This window comes from Lentzea flaviverrucosa (assembly GCF_003350445.1).
In the GTDB taxonomy this organism is placed as follows: domain Bacteria; phylum Actinomycetota; class Actinomycetes; order Mycobacteriales; family Pseudonocardiaceae; genus Lentzea; species Lentzea californiensis.
In genome coordinates, this window is the sequence record NZ_QQAU01000009.1 from 17,983 (window position 1) to 37,213 (window position 19,231).

General features: G+C 69.8%; 21 protein-coding genes. 13 read left to right on the forward strand and 8 right to left on the reverse strand.

Features of this window, described 5'->3' with window-relative positions:
• Window positions 1-35 precede the first annotated feature (35 nt).
• Window positions 36-887, forward strand: a complete 852-nt coding sequence (locus DFR72_RS26225; protein ID WP_090063078.1) for an aldo/keto reductase — start codon at window positions 36-38, stop codon at window positions 885-887.
• A 35-nt stretch (window positions 888-922) separates the two neighbouring features.
• Here the strand turns inward: DFR72_RS26225 and DFR72_RS26230 are convergent, their stop codons facing one another.
• Together DFR72_RS26230 and DFR72_RS26235 are read right to left on the reverse strand one after the other, a co-directional pair.
• The gene (locus DFR72_RS26230; RefSeq protein WP_090063079.1) at window positions 923-1,201 is read right to left on the reverse strand and encodes an early set domain-containing protein; all 279 of its coding nucleotides are present in this window, start codon (window positions 1,199-1,201) and stop codon (window positions 923-925) included.
• A 127-nt stretch (window positions 1,202-1,328) separates the two neighbouring features.
• Window positions 1,329-3,128, reverse strand: a complete 1,800-nt coding sequence (locus DFR72_RS26235; RefSeq protein ID WP_245983525.1) for an ABC transporter ATP-binding protein — start codon at window positions 3,126-3,128, stop codon at window positions 1,329-1,331.
• Between the two features lie 210 nt (window positions 3,129-3,338).
• Here DFR72_RS26235 and DFR72_RS45050 point away from each other — a divergent pair, with 210 nt between their 5' ends.
• Both DFR72_RS45050 and DFR72_RS26240 read left to right on the forward strand, forming a co-directional pair.
• A complete protein-coding gene (locus tag DFR72_RS45050) occupies window positions 3,339-3,710 on the forward strand; it encodes a hypothetical protein (RefSeq protein ID WP_143086584.1) in 372 nt (123 codons plus the stop codon).
• Between the two features lie 33 nt (window positions 3,711-3,743).
• A complete protein-coding gene (locus DFR72_RS26240; protein WP_090063083.1) occupies window positions 3,744-3,923 on the forward strand; it encodes a hypothetical protein in 180 nt (59 codons plus the stop codon).
• 58 nt (window positions 3,924-3,981) lie between these two features.
• Here the strand turns inward: DFR72_RS26240 and DFR72_RS26245 are convergent, their stop codons facing one another.
• A complete protein-coding gene (locus DFR72_RS26245) occupies window positions 3,982-4,551 on the reverse strand; it encodes a TetR/AcrR family transcriptional regulator C-terminal domain-containing protein (RefSeq protein WP_245983526.1) in 570 nt (189 codons plus the stop codon).
• A gap of 53 nt (window positions 4,552-4,604) precedes the next feature.
• On the opposite strand from DFR72_RS26245, the gene DFR72_RS26250 reads away from it, so the two are divergent.
• The gene (locus DFR72_RS26250) at window positions 4,605-5,951 is read left to right on the forward strand and encodes an FAD-dependent monooxygenase (RefSeq protein WP_090063085.1); all 1,347 of its coding nucleotides are present in this window, start codon (window positions 4,605-4,607) and stop codon (window positions 5,949-5,951) included.
• Here the strand turns inward: DFR72_RS26250 and DFR72_RS26255 are convergent.
• Window positions 5,894-8,965: a glycoside hydrolase family 2 TIM barrel-domain containing protein gene (locus tag DFR72_RS26255; RefSeq protein WP_090063086.1), complete on the reverse strand. Its 3,072-nt coding sequence runs from the start codon at window positions 8,963-8,965 to the stop codon at window positions 5,894-5,896. The two genes, DFR72_RS26250 and DFR72_RS26255, sit on opposite strands and share 58 nt — an antisense overlap.
• 234 nt (window positions 8,966-9,199) lie before the next feature.
• Here DFR72_RS26255 and DFR72_RS26260 point away from each other — a divergent pair, with 234 nt between their 5' ends.
• Window positions 9,200-9,649, forward strand: a complete 450-nt coding sequence (locus DFR72_RS26260; protein WP_090063088.1) for a hypothetical protein — start codon at window positions 9,200-9,202, stop codon at window positions 9,647-9,649.
• A 121-nt stretch (window positions 9,650-9,770) separates the two neighbouring features.
• Here the strand turns inward: DFR72_RS26260 and DFR72_RS26265 are convergent, their stop codons facing one another.
• Window positions 9,771-11,477 carry an AfsR/SARP family transcriptional regulator gene (locus DFR72_RS26265; protein ID WP_170176403.1) on the reverse strand — a complete coding sequence of 569 codons (1,707 nt, stop codon included), beginning with the start codon at window positions 11,475-11,477 and terminating at the stop codon, window positions 9,771-9,773.
• Window positions 11,478-11,620: 143 nt separating this feature from the next.
• Between DFR72_RS26265 and DFR72_RS26270 the strand changes: the two genes are divergently transcribed.
• Together DFR72_RS26270 and DFR72_RS26275 are read left to right on the forward strand one after the other, a co-directional pair.
• Window positions 11,621-12,286, forward strand: coding sequence for a Type 1 glutamine amidotransferase-like domain-containing protein (locus DFR72_RS26270; protein ID WP_090063091.1), 666 nt, complete (start codon window positions 11,621-11,623; stop codon window positions 12,284-12,286).
• 104 nt (window positions 12,287-12,390) lie between these two features.
• Window positions 12,391-13,077, forward strand: coding sequence for a ferritin-like domain-containing protein (locus DFR72_RS26275; RefSeq protein ID WP_090063092.1), 687 nt, complete (start codon window positions 12,391-12,393; stop codon window positions 13,075-13,077).
• A gap of 20 nt (window positions 13,078-13,097) precedes the next feature.
• Here the strand turns inward: DFR72_RS26275 and DFR72_RS26280 are convergent, their stop codons facing one another.
• Window positions 13,098-13,574 carry a winged helix-turn-helix transcriptional regulator gene (locus DFR72_RS26280; protein WP_090063094.1) on the reverse strand — a complete coding sequence of 159 codons (477 nt, stop codon included), beginning with the start codon at window positions 13,572-13,574 and terminating at the stop codon, window positions 13,098-13,100.
• Window positions 13,575-13,647: 73 nt separating this feature from the next.
• On the opposite strand from DFR72_RS26280, the gene DFR72_RS26285 reads away from it, so the two are divergent.
• Both DFR72_RS26285 and DFR72_RS26290 read left to right on the forward strand, forming a co-directional pair.
• On the forward strand, window positions 13,648-14,358 hold the full coding sequence (locus tag DFR72_RS26285) for a nitroreductase (protein WP_245983528.1): 711 nt from the start codon (window positions 13,648-13,650) through the stop codon (window positions 14,356-14,358).
• Between the two features lie 61 nt (window positions 14,359-14,419).
• Window positions 14,420-15,238, forward strand: coding sequence for an SDR family oxidoreductase (locus tag DFR72_RS26290; RefSeq protein ID WP_090063095.1), 819 nt, complete (start codon window positions 14,420-14,422; stop codon window positions 15,236-15,238).
• A 19-nt stretch (window positions 15,239-15,257) separates the two neighbouring features.
• Here the strand turns inward: DFR72_RS26290 and DFR72_RS26295 are convergent, their stop codons facing one another.
• Both DFR72_RS26295 and DFR72_RS26300 read right to left on the reverse strand, forming a co-directional pair.
• Window positions 15,258-16,001, reverse strand: coding sequence for a TY-Chap domain-containing protein (locus DFR72_RS26295; RefSeq protein WP_143086585.1), 744 nt, complete (start codon window positions 15,999-16,001; stop codon window positions 15,258-15,260).
• Between the two features lie 77 nt (window positions 16,002-16,078).
• Complete coding sequence (locus tag DFR72_RS26300) at window positions 16,079-16,564, reverse strand: DUF6301 family protein (protein WP_143086586.1); 486 nt, start codon at window positions 16,562-16,564, stop codon at window positions 16,079-16,081.
• 240 nt (window positions 16,565-16,804) lie between these two features.
• Here DFR72_RS26300 and DFR72_RS26305 point away from each other — a divergent pair, with 240 nt between their 5' ends.
• The 4 genes from DFR72_RS26305 to DFR72_RS26320 all read left to right on the forward strand — a co-directional run bounded on the left by DFR72_RS26305 (window position 16,805) and on the right by DFR72_RS26320 (window position 19,119).
• Window positions 16,805-17,503: a hypothetical protein gene (locus tag DFR72_RS26305; protein ID WP_090063100.1), complete on the forward strand. Its 699-nt coding sequence runs from the start codon at window positions 16,805-16,807 to the stop codon at window positions 17,501-17,503.
• Window positions 17,490-17,903: a phage holin family protein gene (locus DFR72_RS26310; protein ID WP_090063101.1), complete on the forward strand. Its 414-nt coding sequence runs from the start codon at window positions 17,490-17,492 to the stop codon at window positions 17,901-17,903. The genes DFR72_RS26305 and DFR72_RS26310 overlap by 14 nt, the downstream gene beginning before the upstream one ends.
• Window positions 17,879-18,496 (forward strand): DUF3618 domain-containing protein, encoded by a 618-nt coding sequence (locus DFR72_RS26315; protein ID WP_090063103.1) that lies wholly within the window; start codon window positions 17,879-17,881, stop codon window positions 18,494-18,496. The genes DFR72_RS26310 and DFR72_RS26315 overlap by 25 nt, the downstream gene beginning before the upstream one ends.
• 197 nt (window positions 18,497-18,693) lie before the next feature.
• Window positions 18,694-19,119, forward strand: coding sequence for a DUF4383 domain-containing protein (locus DFR72_RS26320; protein ID WP_245983530.1), 426 nt, complete (start codon window positions 18,694-18,696; stop codon window positions 19,117-19,119).
• Window positions 19,120-19,231: the final 112 nt, after the last annotated feature.

Here is a 19,231-nt window from a genome sequence, read left to right on the forward strand (position 1 = left end):
TTCCCGCCCCACCTCGCACGACGAGAGGAACCCCCATGCACAACGTCACCCTCAACAACGGCGTCGAGATGCCGATCCTCGGCTTCGGCGTCTACCAGATCCCGCCGGAACAGACCGAGAAAGCCGTCGCCGACGCCCTCTCCGCCGGGTACCGCTCGCTCGACACCGCAGCCGCCTACGGCAACGAGGAAGCCGTCGGGCGCGCGATCAGGAGCAGCGGCATCCCGCGCGAGGAACTGTTCGTCACCACCAAGCTGTGGGTCCAGGACAACCCCGCCGAGGCCAACACCAAGCGCGCCTTCGACACCTCACTGCGCAAGCTCGGCCTGGACCACGTCGACCTGTACCTGATGCACCAGCCCTACCGCGACGTCCACGGCCAGTGGCGCGCCATGCAGGACGTCCACCGCGAAGGGCGCGCCAAGGCCATCGGTGTGTCGAACTTCCACCCCGACCGGCTCGTCGACCTCGTCGAGCACAACGAGATCACGCCCGCGGTCAACCAGATCGAGACCCACCCGTTCTACCAGCGCACCGCCGACCAGGACCTCCTGCGCGAACGCGGCGTCCAGATCGAGTCCTGGGGGCCGTTCGCCGAGGGCCGCAACGACCTGTTCACCCACCCCGTGCTCAGCGAGATCGGCGCGGCGCACGGCAAGTCGGTGGCGCAGGTGGTGCTGCGCTGGCTGGTCCAGCGCGACGTGGTCGTGATCCCCAAGTCAGTCCGCGCCGAGCGGATGGCCGAGAACCTCGACGTCTTCGACTTCGCACTCACCGACGACGAGATGGCCCGCATCGCCGGCCTGGACACCGGCGCCTCGCTGTTCTTCGACCACCGCGACCCCGCCATGACCGCCCGGCTCGGCAACCACCGCCTGACGGACTGAACCGCCGCTCAGTGCCGCGAAGCAGCAGCGCCCCGTCAGACGGTGATCACGCAGCCGTGGTCGTCCTGTGCCGCCGCGTCCGAGTCGTCGAACCAGTGACCGTCCGAACCGAGGTAGCGGAACCGCAGCGTCGTGCCGCGCGGGACGACGACCGCGGCGGTGCGGCGGCCGTTGGAGCGGGCTCGGAGCTCGGTCGCTCCCGGTGTCCAGCCGTTGAAGTCGCCGACCACGCTCACCGGTCCCGGCGGCTCGTGCCGGGGCAGCGCCCAGGTCACCCGCACGTGCTTGTCCTTGGCCGGCACGATTCGAATCATTCGCTCGTCGTTCCTTCCCCGTGTTCCAGTCGCGACGCCGTGACACCCTGCCGGTCGTGTCCACATCGGACGAGTCGGCGCGCCTGGGAAAGGCGCTAAACCGCCGGATCGAGTGATCCCGCGGAGGTCAACGGGTACCGACCGCCTCGTCGAGGAAGCCGCCGGACTGGTGGCGCCACAGCTTCGCGTACGTCCCGTCGAAGTCGAGCAGTTCCGCGTGGGTGCCCTGTTCGACCACCCGGCCCCGGTCGAGCACGACCAGCCGGTCCATCCGCACGACCGTGCTCAGCCGGTGTGCCACGACGATCGCGGTGCGACCCTCCATGAGCCGCCACAGCGCCTCCTGGACCAGCACCTCGCTCTCCGAGTCCAACGCGCTGGTCGCCTCGTCCAGCAGCAGGATCGGCGCGTCACGCAGGATGGCGCGGGCCAGCGCGACCCGTTGCCGCTGTCCGCCGGACAGCTTGATGCCGCGTTCGCCGACCATCGTGTCGAACCCGTCGGGCAGCGCGTCCACGAACTCCGTCACGTGCGCGGCGTGCGCGGCGCGGTGGATCTCTGCGTCGGTCGCGCCCGGCCGTGCGAACGCGATGTTCTCGCGCAGCGTCCGGTGGAACATGGCCGGGTCCTGGGGTACGTACCCGATCAGGCCGCGCAGGTCGGCCTGGCTCAGGCGTGCGATGTCCTGGCCGCCGACGAGGACGCGGCCCCGGTCGACGTCCATCAGCCGCAGGAGCAGCCGGGTGAGCGTGGTCTTGCCGCCGCCGGAGCGGCCGACGAGCCCTATCCGCGTGCCCGCCGGGATGTCCAGGTCGAGCCCGTCGAACAGCGGCTCGGCACCGCCGTGCGTGAACACGACGTTCTCGAACCGGACCTGGGAGTCCTTCACGCGCAACGGTTCCGGGTGCTGCAGGTCGAGCACGGTCGGCGGGTCGAGCAGCAGTTCGGTGAACTGAGCCGCCTCGGTGAGCGCGCTCTCCACCTGCCGGTAGATCTGGTTGAACTCGAACATGATCCGCGTCGCGTTCCCGAAGTAGGCGAACGTCACCACGATCGCCTCCACACCGAGTCCGTCGCTGACCCCGATCGCCACCACCAGGCCGAGCACGTTGGTGAGCACGGACAGCGGCGCGATCACGGTGTCGATGCGCAGGTTGTTGTAGTCCCACGACCGCAGCGTCAGCGTTCGCTGCTTGGCGGCACGGGTCCGGTGCTCAGCGCCCTCGCGCCGCTCGGCGGCGAACGCCCGCACCGTCTCCATGTTCGTGAGCGTGTCCGAGACGTGGCCGGACACCTCGGCGATGGCGGCCTCGCGCTGGGCGACCAACCGCTGGCGGTGGCGGATGAGCGGCGCGACCACACATCCCGTGACCAGGATCAGGCCGAGCAGCACCGCGACGAGCACCGGGTTGTAGCTCCACAGCACAACGCAGGCGAAACCCAGCGGGATGAGGTTGGCGAAGATCTTGAACGCGAGCGTGTCCACGAAGTTCTCGAAGCGGAACGCGAAGCTCAGCACCCGTTTGGTGAGCGACCCGGCGAAGTTGTCGTGGAAGAACGCAGCGTCCTTCCCCAGCAGCTCGTCCATCGCGAACGCGGACAGGTTCTCGATCCCGCGGCCGTCCACGCGGTTGAGGCAGTGCAACCCGATGCGCCACAACAGTTCCGACAGCAGCATGAAACCACCGAAGGCCAGCACGTACGGCAGCACCGTGCGGAGGCTCGTGTCGCCACCACCCGCGAGCTTTCCCACGAGCCCGCCCACCGCCAGCGGCGCCAGGTAGAGCTGGCACGTGACGCCCAGCGCGGGCAACACGAGTGCGCCGATCGTCATGAACCCGTGGCGCCGCAGTTCCTTCCCGTACAGGCGCACGGCGAGCGTGACCGCGTTCTTGCGGACAGGCTTTTCCGTTCCTGGCGCTACCACCCGACCCCCTTCGGACACCTCGGCTTCCTCATGCTGCCGCAGAACGCCGGGTCGTAGCGATCGAATATCGCGGCGTGGCGCGTTGTCCAGCCGAGGCAGAATCCCGCATGCGTTGGGTGATCAGGAATGCCGTGCCACCGACCGGACCATCGACGCGACGAGCCGGCTGACCGAGGCGGAGATCGACGGGTCGGCGATGCGGAGACGGCCTTGCTGCTCCAGCACGACGTCGACGAGTTCGCTCCAGGTGATTCAGGCGCAGACCTCGGTGATGCGGGCGGCCAACTCGTCCAAGGGCACAGGGTGGCCACTGGCGAGCCCGTGCACCGCAGGAAGATTCCGTGCGATGGCGTCATGGATCAGCATTCGCCCTTCGCCGGCGACCAGCACCGGCGGTGCCGCGCCGAGCACCACCAACAGCAGCGGCGCACGCGCACCTGTTTCCCTCGTCACCGCAAGGTACTCGCGAGCCAACTGCTGCGTCGGGCTGCACGATCAACCGATTGCGTGGACGTGGACGGCGTCCCGCGCAAGAACGTCGAGGGCAAGATCGTTCACAGCGACCCAGCCGAGAACACCTGACTCGTTCCCCCTGCAGACGGTCAGGAGATCGGTGTGCAGGCCGGCTTCTTCTTCAACGGCCACCAGGTCGGGAAGATCAAGACCGCCGTCACGAACCTGACCCCGCTCCCGCTGCAGGTCCCGCACGCCTCGGTCTGCCTGCCCGGCGGCGCGGGCCGCACGCCGCCGGTGACCGACCCCGGCGAGTGCTACTGCTTCGCCGGCAACGCGTGACGAGCCGGACATGAGAACGCCGGACCCGCCCAAAAACGGGTCCGGCACCGCGCTGATCTCACCGAGCGAGCAGCTTGGCGATCCCGAACTCGAACCGCGCGTCGAACGACTCCTCGGCGAGGAACGGAAGAACGCGCTCCAGCGACGGCCGTTCCCCGACCACGAGATCGCCCGAGCCACGGGGCAGCGCCTGTTCCTCCTGAGTCAGGCCGAGGACGAAGTAGATGACGCTCCAGCACGTCCATGCGGCGTCGCGAGTGGACAGTCCGCCGGCCAGCAACGAGGCGACGAGCGCTTCCGCCATGTCCAAAGTGGCCGGTTCGGCGGCGTAGGTGCCCGCCACGACAGCGGCGCCGTCGCGGTGTGCCAGCAGCGCCTGCCGGTAGCGGCGCGCGATCTCGGCGGCCCGGTCGCCCCAGTTCTCCGGCAGGCCGTCGAGGGAGGCGCCGGCGACGATCGCGTCGGCCATCAGCTCTTCCAGCCGCGCCTTGGTCTTGACGTGCCAGAGGACGGTGTTCATCCGCACTTCGAGCTTCTGCGCGATGGCGCGCATCGACACCGCCTCGGCGCCGCGCTCGTCGAGGATCTCCAGCGCGGTCTGCACCACGTCCGCTTGACTCTTGGTCACTGACCTAGTGTACTCGACCTCGAAGCATTGGTCAGTGACCAAGGGAGAGAGTCATGCACGACGCCGTCATCGTGGGCGCGGGGCCGACCGGCCTCTGGCTGGCAGGAGAACTCCGACTCGGAGGGGCCTCGGTCGTGGTGCTGGAAACGCGGCCGCGGCGCGACGAGAACTCCAAGGCGCTCACGATCCACCCCCGCACGATCGAGATCCTCGACTGCCGCGGAGTGGCGGAGCCGTTCCTCGCGGAGGGCATCCGCATCCCGAACGGGCACTTCGGCGGACTGCCCGACCGCATGGACTTCTCCGTGCTGGACACGCCCTACCCGTTCACGCTGGCATTGCCCCAGGCCCGCACCGAGGAACTGCTCGAACAGCGCGCCGCCGGCATGGGCGCGGCGGTGAGACGGAGTTGCCGGGTGGTGGGCCTGTCCCCTCGAGGAGTCGAACTGGCTGACGGCGAGATCGTCGCCGGACGCTTCGTGGTCGGCTGCGACGGAACGCGGAGCGTCGTGCGGGAAGCCGCGGGCATCGACTTCCCCGGCACCGACGCCACGACGTGGGGGTGGTTGGGCGACGTCGTCCTCGATGCCCCGCCCGAGCGCGGGTTCGCGAGCGTCACGGGCCCCGACGGGGGCCTGATGGTCGTGCCGCTGCCGGGGGGTGTGCACCGCATCGTCGGCGGCGACCCGGCCACCGACCGTCCCGAATGGCCTGGTGAGCTGACGTTGGACGAGCTGCGCGCCACCGTCGAGGCGATCGCGGGTACCGACTTCGGCATGCGCGACCCGAAGTGGTTGTCCCGCTTCGGCAACGCCACCCGGCAGGCCGCCGCCTACCGGTCCGGCCACGTCCTGCTGGCAGGAGACGCCGCGCACATGCACTTCCCGACCGGCGGGGTCGGCATGAACGTCGGCATCCAGGACGCGCACAACCTCGGCTGGAAACTCGCCGCCGTCGTCACCGGCCGCGCGGATGACGCGCTGCTCGACACCTACCACTCCGAACGACACCCGGTGGGCGCGGACCTGCTCCGGCACACCAGGGCCCAGACCGCTTTGATCACGGCGTACTCGGCCGAAGGACAGGCGTTGCGCGCGGTCGTCAGCGAACTGATCGCGTCCGCGCCGGACATGTCCGGGGTTCTCGCCGAGCGACTGTCCGGCCTCGACGTCGCCTACGCCACCGGCAGGCGTGTGCGTGAACAGGACCTACCGGATGGCGACACGCTCTTCGCACGGTTGCGCACCGGGGAACACGTCCGAACCGAGGCGGGACTTGTACGGCCCGACGGGCATCTCGCCCAACTGCCGCCAAGGGGTTCGCCACTGACGGCGAACACCGCTCAGTCGTCGAACTCCAGTCGGCTCAGCCGGAGGAAACCACGGGTTGTGCGCGGGTAGGCGCTGGTCAGGTCGAGCCGGAGCCGGGACGCGCTCACCGGCGCAAAAGTGATCAACGTGGGCTCGTCGGACCTGTCGGCCCAGGTGATCCGGATGTCCTCGACCGGGACGAAAGCGCTGCCGTTCCACCGGCTCACGGTGATCGCCGAGGGGCGGGAATGCGCGCTGTCGGCGGTGAAGAAAGCTCGAACGGCGGAGCAGCGCCGCTCGTCGTGCCAGTCGACCGACACCCAGGCCGTCTCGTGGGCCGAGCTGGTCTCGGGCAGCAGCGCGGTGGCCTCCTGCCGGAAGTAGGTCGACCAGCCGGTGGCGGGATCGCCGTCCAGCATCGTCGAGGGCACGGCGGTGGCCGTTCCCGAGAAGCTCGCGTCCGCGTGGGGACCGGCCTGCACTGCCGCGAGCACCGGCGAGGTCGGTTCGGGGAAATTGGCTGCGTCGTGGCAAGTGCGGCCTGTGGCGACCACGGTCGCCGTGCCGGTGCGCAGGCCGTCCGAGATGGCGCGGACGCGAATCCGTCCGGGGCGGCCGTTGGCACGCACGATGGCGAGCGCGAGCCCGTTGAACGCGGTGCGCGCGGTGGACTGGTAGTTCTCGCTGCTCTCCTGCCTGCCGTTGTCCAGTCCGGCGAGCCGGCCACCGTCGACTTCGAACCGGATGAGGTGACCGGCGTCGGGCACGGTCACGCCGCGCGCGTCGACCACGCGGGCGCTGACGAAGCACAGCGACCTGCCGTCCGCGTCGATCCGGCTTCGGTCGGCGTCGAGCAGGACGGCGGCCGGCGCACCGGCGGTGCGCACCGAGTCGCGAGCGACCTCGGTGGCACCGCGGCGGGCGATCGCCACCAGCTCGCCGGGCTGGAACGGCACCGTCCAGCTCAGGTACAGGTGGCCCGCGCTGCCGTTGGGACTGGTGTAGCTGCCGGGGAACGGCCCGCCGACCACGGTCCGGTCGTCGCCGGTCGGTTCGGTCGTCTCCAGGTAGGACTCGCCGTGGACGGTGGTCTTGCGGTCGAACCGGCGTGTGCCGAGAGACCTGCCGTCGAGCACCAGCTCGACGGTGTCGACGTTGCTGTGGACCCGGACGGCGACCGGGGCGCCCGGCCGGTGCGTCGTCCAGTCGACAGGCAGCAGGTGCACCATGGGCTCGGTGGTCCACTGGGAGCGGAACAGGTGGTAGAGGTCCTTGGGGAAGCCCGCCGTGTCGAGGGCCCCGAAGAACGACGACTTCACCGGGAAGTCGTCCCAGAACGGCGTCGGCTCGCCGAGGTAGTCGATGCCGGTCCACAGGAACTGACCGGCGAAGAAGGGCCGGTCGCGATCCTTCTTCAGCGCGTACTCGCCGCTCATCGTCCACGACGCCAGGTTGTTGTCGTAGGAGGACATCCCGCGCCGGCCCGGCGTGTGGTCCTGTCCCGTGTTCAGCAGGTCCGGGCGGTCGTAGACACCGCGGGTCATCGTCGACGAGGCCGACTCCGACTCGTAGAAGAACTTGTCCGGGTACTTCGCGTGCAGCGCGTCGACCGCGCCGGCGGTGTTGTAGTTGAGCCCCATGCCGTCGAGGAGCCGCAGGATGCGGTCGTTGGCCGAGCCGTCCGCCGGCACCGCCCGGTACCGGTCGGAGCCCATCGTGACCGGCCGGGTGGTGTCCACCGACCGCACGTGCGCGATGAGCTGCTCGGTGATCCGCACACCTGCCTCGGTGCCCATGTCCCACACCTCGTTGCCGATCGACCACAGCACGACCGACGGCGAGTTCTTGGCCGCGTGCACCATTTCCTTGATGTCGGACTCGCTGTGCTGGTCGAAGAAGCGGCCGTAGTCGTACTTGTTCTTCGGTGTGCGCCAGCAGTCGAACGCCTCGACGATCATGACGATGCCGAGCTCGTCGCAGAGCTCGACCACTTCGGGCGCGGGCGGGTTGTGGGAGGTGCGCAGCGCGTTGACGCCCATGGACAGCATCAGCCGCAACTGCCGTTCGGCGGCGTCGCGGTGGAACGCCGCGCCCAGGGCGCCCAGGTCGTGGTGCAGGTTGACGCCGCGCAGCTTGACGCGCTCGCCGTTGAGCGAGAAGCCGTCGGCCGGGTGGAAGGAGAACCAGCGCAGGCCGGACCGGGTGGTGGTCGTGTCGACGGTCCGGCCACCCACCTCCAGGCGGGTTTCCACGGAGTACAGGTACGGGTCGCGCATCGACCACAACCGCGGGTTGCGCACGCGCAGCTCCAGTGTCGTGGTGAGTGGCGTGCCGTCCAGAGCGGCCGGGGCACTGCGGGTGGCGACCCGCCGCCCCTGCGCATCCCTGATCGTCACGACGACAGTGGCCCGCTCGGCTCGCGCTTCGCTGACGGCGGTGACCGCCACGCGCACGGTGGCCGTTTCACGGTCCAATTGAGGCGTGGTCACGAAAACCCCGTGCCGGGCCACATGAACCGAGTCGGTGACCACCAGACGCACCGACCGGTGGATGCCGCTGCCCGAGTACCAACGGCTGCTCGGCACCTGGTTGCGGGCCCTCACGGAGATCACGTTCGGTGTCTTGCCGTCGGTGTGCGCCAGTCCCGTGATGTCCACGGCGAAACCCGTGTAGCCGTAAGGGTGGTAGGCGACCTCACGACCGCCGAAGTAGACCCGCGCGTCCATGTAGACGCCGTCGAACTCGACCGACACCCGCTTGCCCGCCACCGAACTCGGCAACGTGAAGGTCTTGCGGTACCAGCCCGTACCGCCGGGCAGGAACCCGCTGCCGGCCGTCGTGTGCGGCCCGGCGACGGGATCCAGGCCGATGCTCCAGTCGTGCGGCACCGTGACATCACGCCACGTCCGGTCGTTCACCGCGGGTTCCCCCGCCTCCGCACCGTCGGTGTTGACGAGTGCGAAACGCCACCCACCGGTGAAGTCCTCACTGCGCACTGTCTTTTCCCGGTCCGGCAGAGAGAACGCGACTCCCGGAGACGCCACACCGCCCCCGACGACGACAACACCGGCCGCGCTGATGACCGCTCGCCGTGAGACCGGCATGGATTCCTCCTGATGCGCCGTCCAGAAGACTTCACCGAAGCCAATCGGTTGACCGGCTCGCAGGGCAACCCCGCGTCACTTTCACGAATCGAACAGGTCGAATGTTCGTCGAATCGGGGCGGAACGAAGTCGCCTGGCCGTCGACCGCTCAAGGTTTTGCGCAAGGTTTTGGGCAAGGTCGATCGCGGAGACTGCGGCAGCGCAAGCAAACTTCGACCCTGAGGGGGGACGAACGTGAAGATTTCCTCAGCTGTTGCGGCCGTGCTGTTCGCGGCCTCGACATCACTCGCGTTGGCAGGAACGGCGAGTGCCGCGGACGAAAAGCCGCTGCCCGTCACCACGGGCGCCGCGGACACCGACCAGTCCAGCGTCGGCATCATGGCGTGCACCGGCCACTCGCACACCAACCGGGACTCGCGGACCGGCCGGCTCTTCGACGGCAGCAACGTCAACATCCGCCGCGGCCCGCACACCTCGTGCACGTCCGACGGCCAGGGCCAGCTCACCCACAACGTCGACTACCACTGCTACGCCGTGGGTGACTCGGTCACCAGGAACGGCATCACGTACACCACGTGGACGTACCTGCGGGACACCACGACCGGCGTGCAGGGCTGGGTCAGCGACTCCTTGCTGGACCTCAACCCCAGCGGCGCGACGCGGGGCAGCCTGCAAGCGTGCTGACCCGGCCGCGGCGCTTCAGGTGATCAGCGCGAGTGAGATCGCCGCAGTGGCGTCGTGACCAAGGCGGTGGCCGGTGTCGAGATCCTCGCGACCGGCCACCGCGACCACCAGCGCCCGCGACTCACGCGCTGAGTTGCCGGGCGTACATCCGCAACAGGTCGTGCATCACGAACCGGTCCGGCGCGGTCTGCTCGATCAGGTGCGCGGCTCTGAGCACGTCGAGCAACCGCCGCGCGCCGGGCAGGTCCACTCCGGCCAGCGCGGCGGCGGCCGCGGCGCAGTGATCGGGTCCCGGATGCCAGCCCAGCAGGCGGAACAGCCGCGCGGCCGGCAGCGGCAACGCGCGGTAGGACCACGAGAACACGCTCCGCACCGAGGAGGCCGGGTCACCGGGCACGTCCAGCGCGTCGAGGTCACCCAGGCCGTTCAGCTCCGCCACGAGGTCCGCGAGCCCGGCCGGCCGTTCCGCGGCGACGCGCAACGCGAGCGGCAGTCCCGCGCACCGCCGGGCCAGCTCGACCGCCGCCGGGAACTCCGCGTCGACCCGGTCCGCGCCGAGCATCTGCCGCAGCAGTTCCAGCGCTTCCGATTCGGTCAAGCGCCCCAACGTGATCCGGTGTGCGCCGTCGCGAACCACCAGCCCCGCCAGGTCGTCCTGGCTCGTCACCAGCACGACGCAGCCGTCCCGGCCCGGCAGCAGCGGCCGCACCTGGTCGGCCGACCGCGCGTTGTCCAGCACCACCACCATCCGCGACCCGGCCAGTGCCGAGCGGTACAGCGCGGACCGCTCGGCCACACCCGGCGGGATCCGCTCCACCCCCAGCGCGCGCAGGAACCCTTCCAGCGCGGCGGAAGCGGTCATCGGCTCGGCGGCGTCGTAGCCGCGCAGGTTCACGTACAGCTGACCGTCGGGGAAGTCGCCGCTGTGCAGGTGCGCCCAATGCGCGGCGAGCGCGGACTTACCCACGCCGCCGGTGCCCACGATCACCGACACCGGACGGCCGAGCTCCCGCAACGCCTCAGCGCGGCCGACGAAGTGCGGAACGCCACCGGGCACCTGCGCCGGTGGCTGGACCTCGACCGGTGTCGCCACCTCGCGCGCCTGCCGCAGCAACGCGGTGTGCAGTCGTTGCACCTCGGGCAACGGGTCGACACCGAGCGCGTCGGCCAGCCGGTCCCGCAGCCCCTGGTAGACCGCGAGCGCTTCCGCCTGCCGCCCCGACCGGTACAGCGCCAGCATGAACTGACTGGTCAGCCGCTCGTCCAAGGGGTGCTCCCGCACCGCCGCGGCCAGCTCGGTCACCAGCTCGCCGTGCAGGCCCAGCGCCAGCCGCAGGTCGACCCGGTCCAGCTCGACGCCGAACCGTTCCTTCTCGAGGTTTTCGCGCACGTTGTCGAGCCACGGCGTGCTCATCCCCGCGAACGCCTCACCCCGCCACAGCGCCACCGCTCGGTCGAACAGCTCCAGGCGTGCCGCGAGGCCGCCCTCCGCCCGCCCCTGCGCCAGCAGCCGGTGGAACCGGTGCAGGTCCACGGCCTGCGGGTCCACCGCCAGCACGTACCCGCCGGACCTGCGCGTGATCTCCACGTCCAGGCCGCGGAACACACGCCGCAGCCGGGAAAGGTACGTGTACAACGTGTCGCGCCCCTGCCGCGGCACGCCGTCGCCCCACGCCCGTTCCAGCAGTTGCTCCGCCGACACCACCTGGTTCGCGTCGACCAGCAACGCGGCCAGCACACACCGTCTTCGGCCGTGCCCGAGCTGGACGGCCTGGTCCCCACGCCAGGCCCCCACAGTTCCGAGCAGCCGGAACTCGACTTCCCCCACCCGACTGGGATAGCACGCCGGCGAGGAGCGACGGGCCGGGTTGCCGTGCCGTTCGCCCGAGGAGACCAATACCGCGATTCGCGATGAGCAGCGGCCGGGTCGGCGGTCTGCACCTGCATCCACCTTCCGTCTTGGAGGCGACTTTGAAGCTCTTGCTCACGTCAGGCGGCGTCACGAACCCGAGCATCCACTCGGCACTCGTGCGGCTCCTCGGCAAGCCGATCTCCGAGTGCCACGCCCTCTGCGTCCCGACGGCCCAGTGGGGGAACCCGATGAGCGGTCCGGCATCGGTGCGGGGGTTCGTGGCCGCCACCGACCCCATTTCGCGGCACTCGTCCGGCCTGGGCTGGGCGTCGCTCGGCGTCCTCGAGCTCACCGCCCTGCCCAGCATCGGCGCGCAGCGATGGGTTCCCTGGGTCCGCGAGGCGGACGTGCTCCTGGTCAACGGCGGCGACGCGACCTACCTGTGCCATTGGCTGCGGGAGTCCGGGCTGGCCGAGCTGCTGCCTTCCCTGCCCGACAAGGTCTGGGTGGGCGTGAGCGCCGGAAGCATGGTGATGACACCCCGCATCGGCACGGAGTTCGTCGAGTGGCCCGCGGCTCCGGACGACCGCACCCTGGGGGTCGTCGGCTTCTCGATCTTCCCGCACCTGGAGGTCTTCCCCACGAACACCATGGCCGACGCGGAGCGGTGGGCCTCCGGCATCGGCGTCCCCTCCTACGCGATCGACGACCAGACGGCCATCAAGGTCGTCGACGGCTCCGTCGAGGTGGTCTCCGAGGGGCAATGGACGAAGTTCGAGGCATAGCCACCCGGCACTCACGACGTGGCACCACAACACGCACACCGAACCTTCACAGAACCTCCCCACAACCCGGCCAACGCGTGCGGTGACCCGGCCGTCCTCCCTTCATGTTCACCACATGGGTCGAGGACTTCGAGGCCGAAGCCGAGCGCCGGAAGCGAACGGGCGACCCCGACTGGACCGTCGGCGCCCGGCTGCACCCCGACGTCGTCAAGAGCGTGCAACGGTTCCAGGTCGGCGAGTCCGGCGACGGCGCCAACCTGATCGCCAAGGCGGGCGGCGGGACGTACGGCGCGGCGGTGCGGTTGTTCGTCGCCGAGGAGCAGAACCACTCGCGGCTGCTGGAGAACCTGCTGCGGGCGGCCGGCCGGCCGACGATCAGTTCGCACTGGACGGACGCGGTGTTCGTGCGGCTCCGTCGTGCGCTGGGCCTGCGACTGGAGCTGATGGTGCTGCTCATCGCGGAAACCGTGGCGCTGCGGTACTACCGGGCGTTGCGGGACGGCAGTCGTGACCCGCTCACCGCTGAGGTCGCGGACCGGATCCTGCAGGACGAGCAGCGGCACGTCCCGTTCCACCAGGCCCGGCTCGGCCGGGTTCGGTGGCCTGCAAGGGCGTTCTGGTGGCTGCTGTTCGCCGGGGCCGTGGTGACGGTCGCACACGACCACGCGCCAGGGCTGCGACAGCTCGGCGTCGGGCCGTGGCAGTTCGTCCTGCAGACGCTCGAAATCGTTCGACGGCACGGAATTGGGGACGGCGACGCGCGGCATCCCGCACGCACGGCCGCGCCTTGATCTCGTGTCCCTTCAGGCCGTCACCAGCCCTGGGCACCCGCGTCGACGTGCTCCAGAAGGCCGGGACCGGCCTCAGGCCTGACGTCGTGCGCCGTCATTCGTTCCCCGCAACAGTCGCACGCCAGGGTGACCCGTGCCTCGCCGGCGCAGTCGCGGTGCCGGTAGTGCACCGGCGGTCCGTCAGGCGCCATGTGGGCGTCGCCCCAGTCCCTGATCGCCATCAGGACCGGATAGAGGTCGTGACCCTTGCGGCTGAGCCGGTACTCGACGTGATCCCCGCCGGCAGCCTGCCGCCGCACCAGGATCCCGTGATCCACCAGCCGCCCGAGCCGGTCCTGCAGGCGGCTGCGCGAGATTCCCAGGCCGCTCTGGAACGCGTTGAACCGCCGCACACCCGCGAACGCCTCTTTCAAGATCAGCAACGTCCACCTGTCCCCCAGCACCACCAGCGGGCGGGTGATCGAGCAGGGCAGGTCGGCGAGCTGTTCGTACCGCATGCACCGATCCTACCGAAGGCGGTCTCTTTTCGAGACCGCCCCGTGCTACCGTCGGTCCCGAAAAGAGACCGCCTTGGAGGTTCCCGTGAGCGCGGCCGCCGTCATGCCCCCAGACCCGCACGAGACGCTGCAGCAGTTGCTCGCCGAGAGGTGGACCTGCCGCCAGTTCCTGCCAGAGCCCGTCCCGAGGAAGACCATCGAGCAGGTGCTCGCCCTCGCCCAGCGCACGCCCTCGTGGTGCAACACCCAGCCGTGGCACGTGATCGTCACCGAAGGTGCCGCAACGGACAGGATGCGCACGCGGCTGCTCGAACACCTGCAGAACAACCCGGGCGAGCCGGATTTCCCCTTCCCCACCCAGTACACGGGCGTCTACCAGGAACGTCGCCGGGAGTGCGGCAAGCAGCTCTACACCAGTCTCGGCATCGAACGCGGCGACCACCAGGGCACGCTCCGGCAGATGCTGCGCAACTTCGAGCTGTTCGACGCACCGCACGTCGCGATCATCACCACCGAAGCCGACCTCGGCGTCTACGGCGCGATCGACTGCGGCCTCTACCTCAACTCGTTCCTGCTCGCCGCGCAGAGCCTCGGCCTCGCCGCGGCGCCACAGGCCGCGCTCGCGGGGTACTCCGGCTTCCTCCGCGACCACTTCGAACTCCCGGACTCCCGGCGCGTCGTCGTCGGAGTGTCGTTCGGATACCCCGACAAAGCGCATCCGGCCAACGGCTTCCGCACGACTCGCGCGAACCCCGACGCCGCCGTGACGTGGCACTCCGCGTGACGGCGGTGCCGGTGTTCGCGCGGGGGTCGATCGACGGCGCGAACGGCGCGATACTCCCGTCATGACAGCGAACGCGGGCGCGGTCGTGACCGGAGCCGGGCGCGGTGTGGGCAAGCTGGTCGCGCGGATGCTGGTCGAACGCGGCTACACGGTGCTGGTCACCGATGTCGACGAAACCACCGCGACCGCGACGGCCACCGAGATCGGCGCGATCGCACGGGTGCTGGACGTGCGGGACGAGGTGGCCGTGGAAGCGGCGCGCGACGACATCGTCGCCCGTGCGGGCCGGCTCGACGTCTGGGTCAACAACGCGGGCGTTCTGGTGACCGGGCCCGCGTGGGAGCAGGACGCCGCCACCCGCAGGCTGATGGTCGAGGTCAACGCGCTCGGGACCATCAACGGCACGGTCGCCGCGATCCGGGCCATGCGCGGCAACGGCGGCGGTCACGTGGTGAACGTCGTGTCCCTCGCAGGCATCACGGCCGTCGTGGGCGAAGCGGTGTACGCCGCCTCCAAGCACGCGGCCCTCGGCTTCAGCCTCAGCACCCTCGCAGATCTCCGCCAGGCGGGCGTCCAGGACATCGACATCTCGTGCGTCTGCCCGGACGGCATCTGGACGCCGATGCTGCACGACAAGCTCGACGATCCGGCCGCCGCGCTGTCGTTCTCCGGCACGCTGCTGCACCCCGCCGACATCGCCGCCGCCGTCGCCGCCGTTCTCGACAGACCGAAACCGGTCACCACCATCCCGAGGTGGCGCGGAGCACTGGCCCGGCTGGCCGACACGTTCCCGCGCTTCGGGCTGCGCGCGATTCCGTTCATGGTGGCGCAAGGCCGCCGGACCCAGCGCAAGCTCGCGGCGCGCACGGACGCTCCCTGAGAACTCGATCGGAGGCGGATCAGCCGAGCCCGAGTGCGGGCAACTCCACCGCTATCGCCGCGGCGCCTGCCGGTTCACGCCACGCGCGATACTGGAGTTCGTCCGGGCTGACGATCCCGTACGCCTCGTGAAGTGCCGCAACGCAACGCCGCGCCAGCTGCGCGAACTCGGCCGTGAGCGCGGGGCGTCGAAGCGACGACGTCCAGTTGGGTTGCGCGACGTCCGGCGCGACCCACTCGAACCTGCGCAGCTGGAACTCATCGGCGTCCGCCACGACGTCCGTCGCCGGTGCTTCGGCATCGAGCCGGTCGGGCGCGCCGGCGAACTGCACGTATCGCCTCGGGTCCGCCGCCGCGTGGACGATGAGGAAAACACGATCGGTCACGTCGCGGAACGTGTCCGTGAGGCGCTCGGTGAACAGCTTCCAGTCGTACGCGATCTTCCACGGCATCGGGACCGGCGTGATCGTGGTGGTGAACCGCAGCTCCGGGTCGTCGGACGCGATCAATTTCGTCAACGGACTCCGGTGATCGGTCCGCTCGAAGCCCTCGGCGACCGACCTGGAGTCGCGCGTGGTCACCCAGAAGCCGCCCGGTGCGTCGCTGACGACCTCGACGGGCATGCCGCGGTAGGTGCCCGGGCGGGAAAGGTCGTAGCAGTCCAGCACGTCGTCGTGCGCGAGTTCCCTGACGAAGTAGCGGCGCCCGGTCTTGGTGAACGACTCGTCGACCGCCTGGTTCGACGCGATCAACCACTTGCCCACCGACTGCTGCAGCCGGTAGTCGACACCGTGATACCGAACGAATCGTCCGGGTGCGGGAAGGCGGTCGCTGTTCGGGTTCACCGGTGTCCGGTCTTCCGGTCGAGCTCAACGCCCTGAGGCGTCTCGAACATCGCGCTGAGGCTCCTCGGGGCGAGGCGGAACGAGATCCGTCCGCCGGACGCGGTGTCCCAGGTCGCGGACGTCGTCTGCTCGGAGTCGCGCATCACAGGGGTGCCCCAACGGATCTCCGCTTCCCGCACCACCAGGGCGAAAGCGTCCCCGAGGAACCGCCTCGATTCGCGGGTGACCTCGCGGATCGTGTCCGCGAGGTCGAGGCTGAGGTAGGACAGGTCGCCCCTGGAACCGATGGTCGAGACGTCCGGGACGGTGAATCCGGACACCGTGTTCATGAGGTAGGAGACGCCGTCCTCGACCTCGGTCGTCCATCCGAGGCCGTCGACGGCCAGTTGCTGTGCTTGGTCACGCGTGAGCGGCCAAGGCGCGGCGTCCCAGAAGTCCACGAGGTCACATGCCTCGGCGGGCGTCATCGCTTTCCAGCTCACCTCTTGATCGTCTCATGCCGGTCTCGCAGGCACCGATGAGCAGGTGACGGTCGGCGGCAGAGCACCGTCGGGCGACAGCGCCGCCTCCAAGGCCTCTCGCATCAGAGTGAACGTCCTACCCGCGTCTCGTCGAACGAAACTCCTTGTGCCGCAATAACTTCCCTTGCCCCAAGCTGTTTGCCGGGGGTGCTGCGGGGTAGCTCGCACTGCGAGCACACGTCGAGAAGTTGAGGAGTAGTCGTGACCGAGGACCAGATGGGCGGCGTTCGCGAGACCGCCCAGCACGAAGGTACCGCGGTGGTGCACCACGCCAGGGACGCCGCCGGAGAGGTGCGTGCGACGGCTCAGGAACAGTTCGGGCAGGTGACCCAGGAAGCGAAGGCCCAGGCGGGCAACGTCCTGCGCAGCGCCAAGGACAGAGTGGCGGACGAGGCCGAGCAGCAGGCCAGGAAGGTGTCGACCCAGCTGGACAAGATCGCCGACGAGCTCAGCTCGATGGCCGAGACCGCTTCGCCGGACGCCATGTCCGCGGGAGCCGTCCGCCAGGTCGCCGACACCAGCAGGCAGGCCGCGCGTTACCTGGACGAGCAGGGGGCCCGCGGTCTGCTCGGCGCCGCACAGGACTTCGCCCGGCGCAAGCCCGGCGCGTTCCTGCTCGGTGCCGCGGTGGCCGGGTTCCTGGTCGGTCGCGTCGCGAAGAGCGCCACCGGTTCGCAGAGCACCGGCCGCACGGCCACGCAGCCCGCACCGGCACCTGCCGGCCCGGCGCCGGAGTTCGGCGGCACGTCCGCGCCGCTCTCGCCCGCACCGGCCACTGACCCCATCCCGTCGTACGAGGACGAAGGCATGACCGGCACCGGCCGGGAGCCCCAGCGGTACGACGACCCGTACGCGCCGAACCCGGTGCCCACCGGAGGTGCGCGGTATGTCCAGCCCTGACACGGGTCTGCCTCCCGCTCCCGAGCGCGAGTCGCTCGGTGAGCTCGTCGGAGAGCTCGCGCAGGACCTCTCCCGGCTGATGCGCCAAGAGCTCGAGCTCGCCAAGGCCGAGATCCGCGAGGAGGCCAAGAAGGCGGGCAAGGCAGGCGGAATGCTCGCCGGCGCGGGCTTCGCCGGGTACATGACCGCGGTGCTGCTCAGTCTCGCCCTGGTCTTCGCGCTCGGCGCCGTGCTGCCCCTGGGATGGTCGGCGCTGATCGTCGCCGCCCTCTGGGGCATCACCGGCTTCGCGCTCTACAGCAGCGGCCGCACCAAGCTCCGGCAGGTCGCACCGAAACCCGAACGCACGGTCGAATCTCTCAAGGAGGACGCGGAATGGGCCCGACACCCGACCAAATAAGGCGCGACATCGACAACACCAGGGCCGAGCTCGTGGACGACGCCAACCGCCTGGTCGACCGGACGAGCCCGCGCCGCATCGCACAACGCCGCACTCAGCGGATCCGCAACCGCTTCGCTTCGATGAGGGACAGCGTCATGGGCACAGCCTCCGGCACCACCTCGACGATGCAAAGCCAGGCGCACCAGGCGAAGGAAGTCGTCTCCGACAACGCGGGACGAGCCGCGGAGGCGGTGCAGGACGCTCCGCGCCAGGCGATGCGCCAGACGCAGGGCAACCCGATCGCAGCAGGTCTCATCGCGTTCGGCGGCGGCCTGCTGGTCGCCTCGCTGCTACCGCGCTCGCAGGCCGAGCAGCAGCTCGTGGAAGAGATCAGCGACCGCGCGAGCGACGTGATCGAACCTGCCAAGCAGGCACTCGCCGAGTCGGCCGGGCACCTCAAGGAGGAGATGACCTCCGAAGTCCGTGACGCGGCCGGCGAGGTCAAGCAGACCGCCTCCGACGCTGCCAGGACCACGGCCGAGCAGGGCAGGTCCTCTGCCCAGGACGTGACGGAGCACGGCCGCGACGCCGTTCGCGAAGTCAGGTCCTGAACCCGTGTCGCGAGGGCCCCGGTCTCCCTGGAGACCGGGGCCCTCGCGGCGTTGGGACACAACGGGATTCTGGCGCCGCGTGGAATAGGCGAAGGCACGGAACAACCTCGGGCCCACCTTGCCCAACGCACCTGTTTGCCCTGAACCGCCACGGGTAGCCGCCCGATGACATTGCCCACCAGAACGAGGTGATCTCCGTGGTCGACGTACGAACCAGGACACCCCTCCAGCAAGCCGCACTCGGCGTGGCGGCGGTGTTCGCGCTTGTCGGCGTGCTCGGTTTCATCCCCGGCATCACGACGAACTACGACACCATGACGTTCGCAGGGCACCACTCCGAAGCGATGCTGCTCGGCATCTTCAACGTCTCGATCCTGCACAACCTGGTGCACCTGCTGTTCGGCGTCGCGGGCTTCCTGGCCGCGCGCACGGCAAGTGGCGCAAGGGCGTACCTCATCGGCGGCGGCGCGGTGTACCTCGTGCTGTGGCTGTACGGACTCGTGATCGACAAGACCAGTGCGGCGAACTTCGTGCCGCTCAACGGCGCCGACGACTGGCTGCACCTGGTGCTCGGTCTCGGCATGATCGGTCTGGGGGTCGGGCTCGCCCGACGCGTGCGCTGACGCTGTTGGCGCGGAGAGAAGTTCTTGTTCGTCCACCTCGAGTCCCCGCGCACGGTCGTGCGCGGGGACTCGAGGTCACCGCCGTGAAGCGGCCTGAGGCCGTGGAGGCACG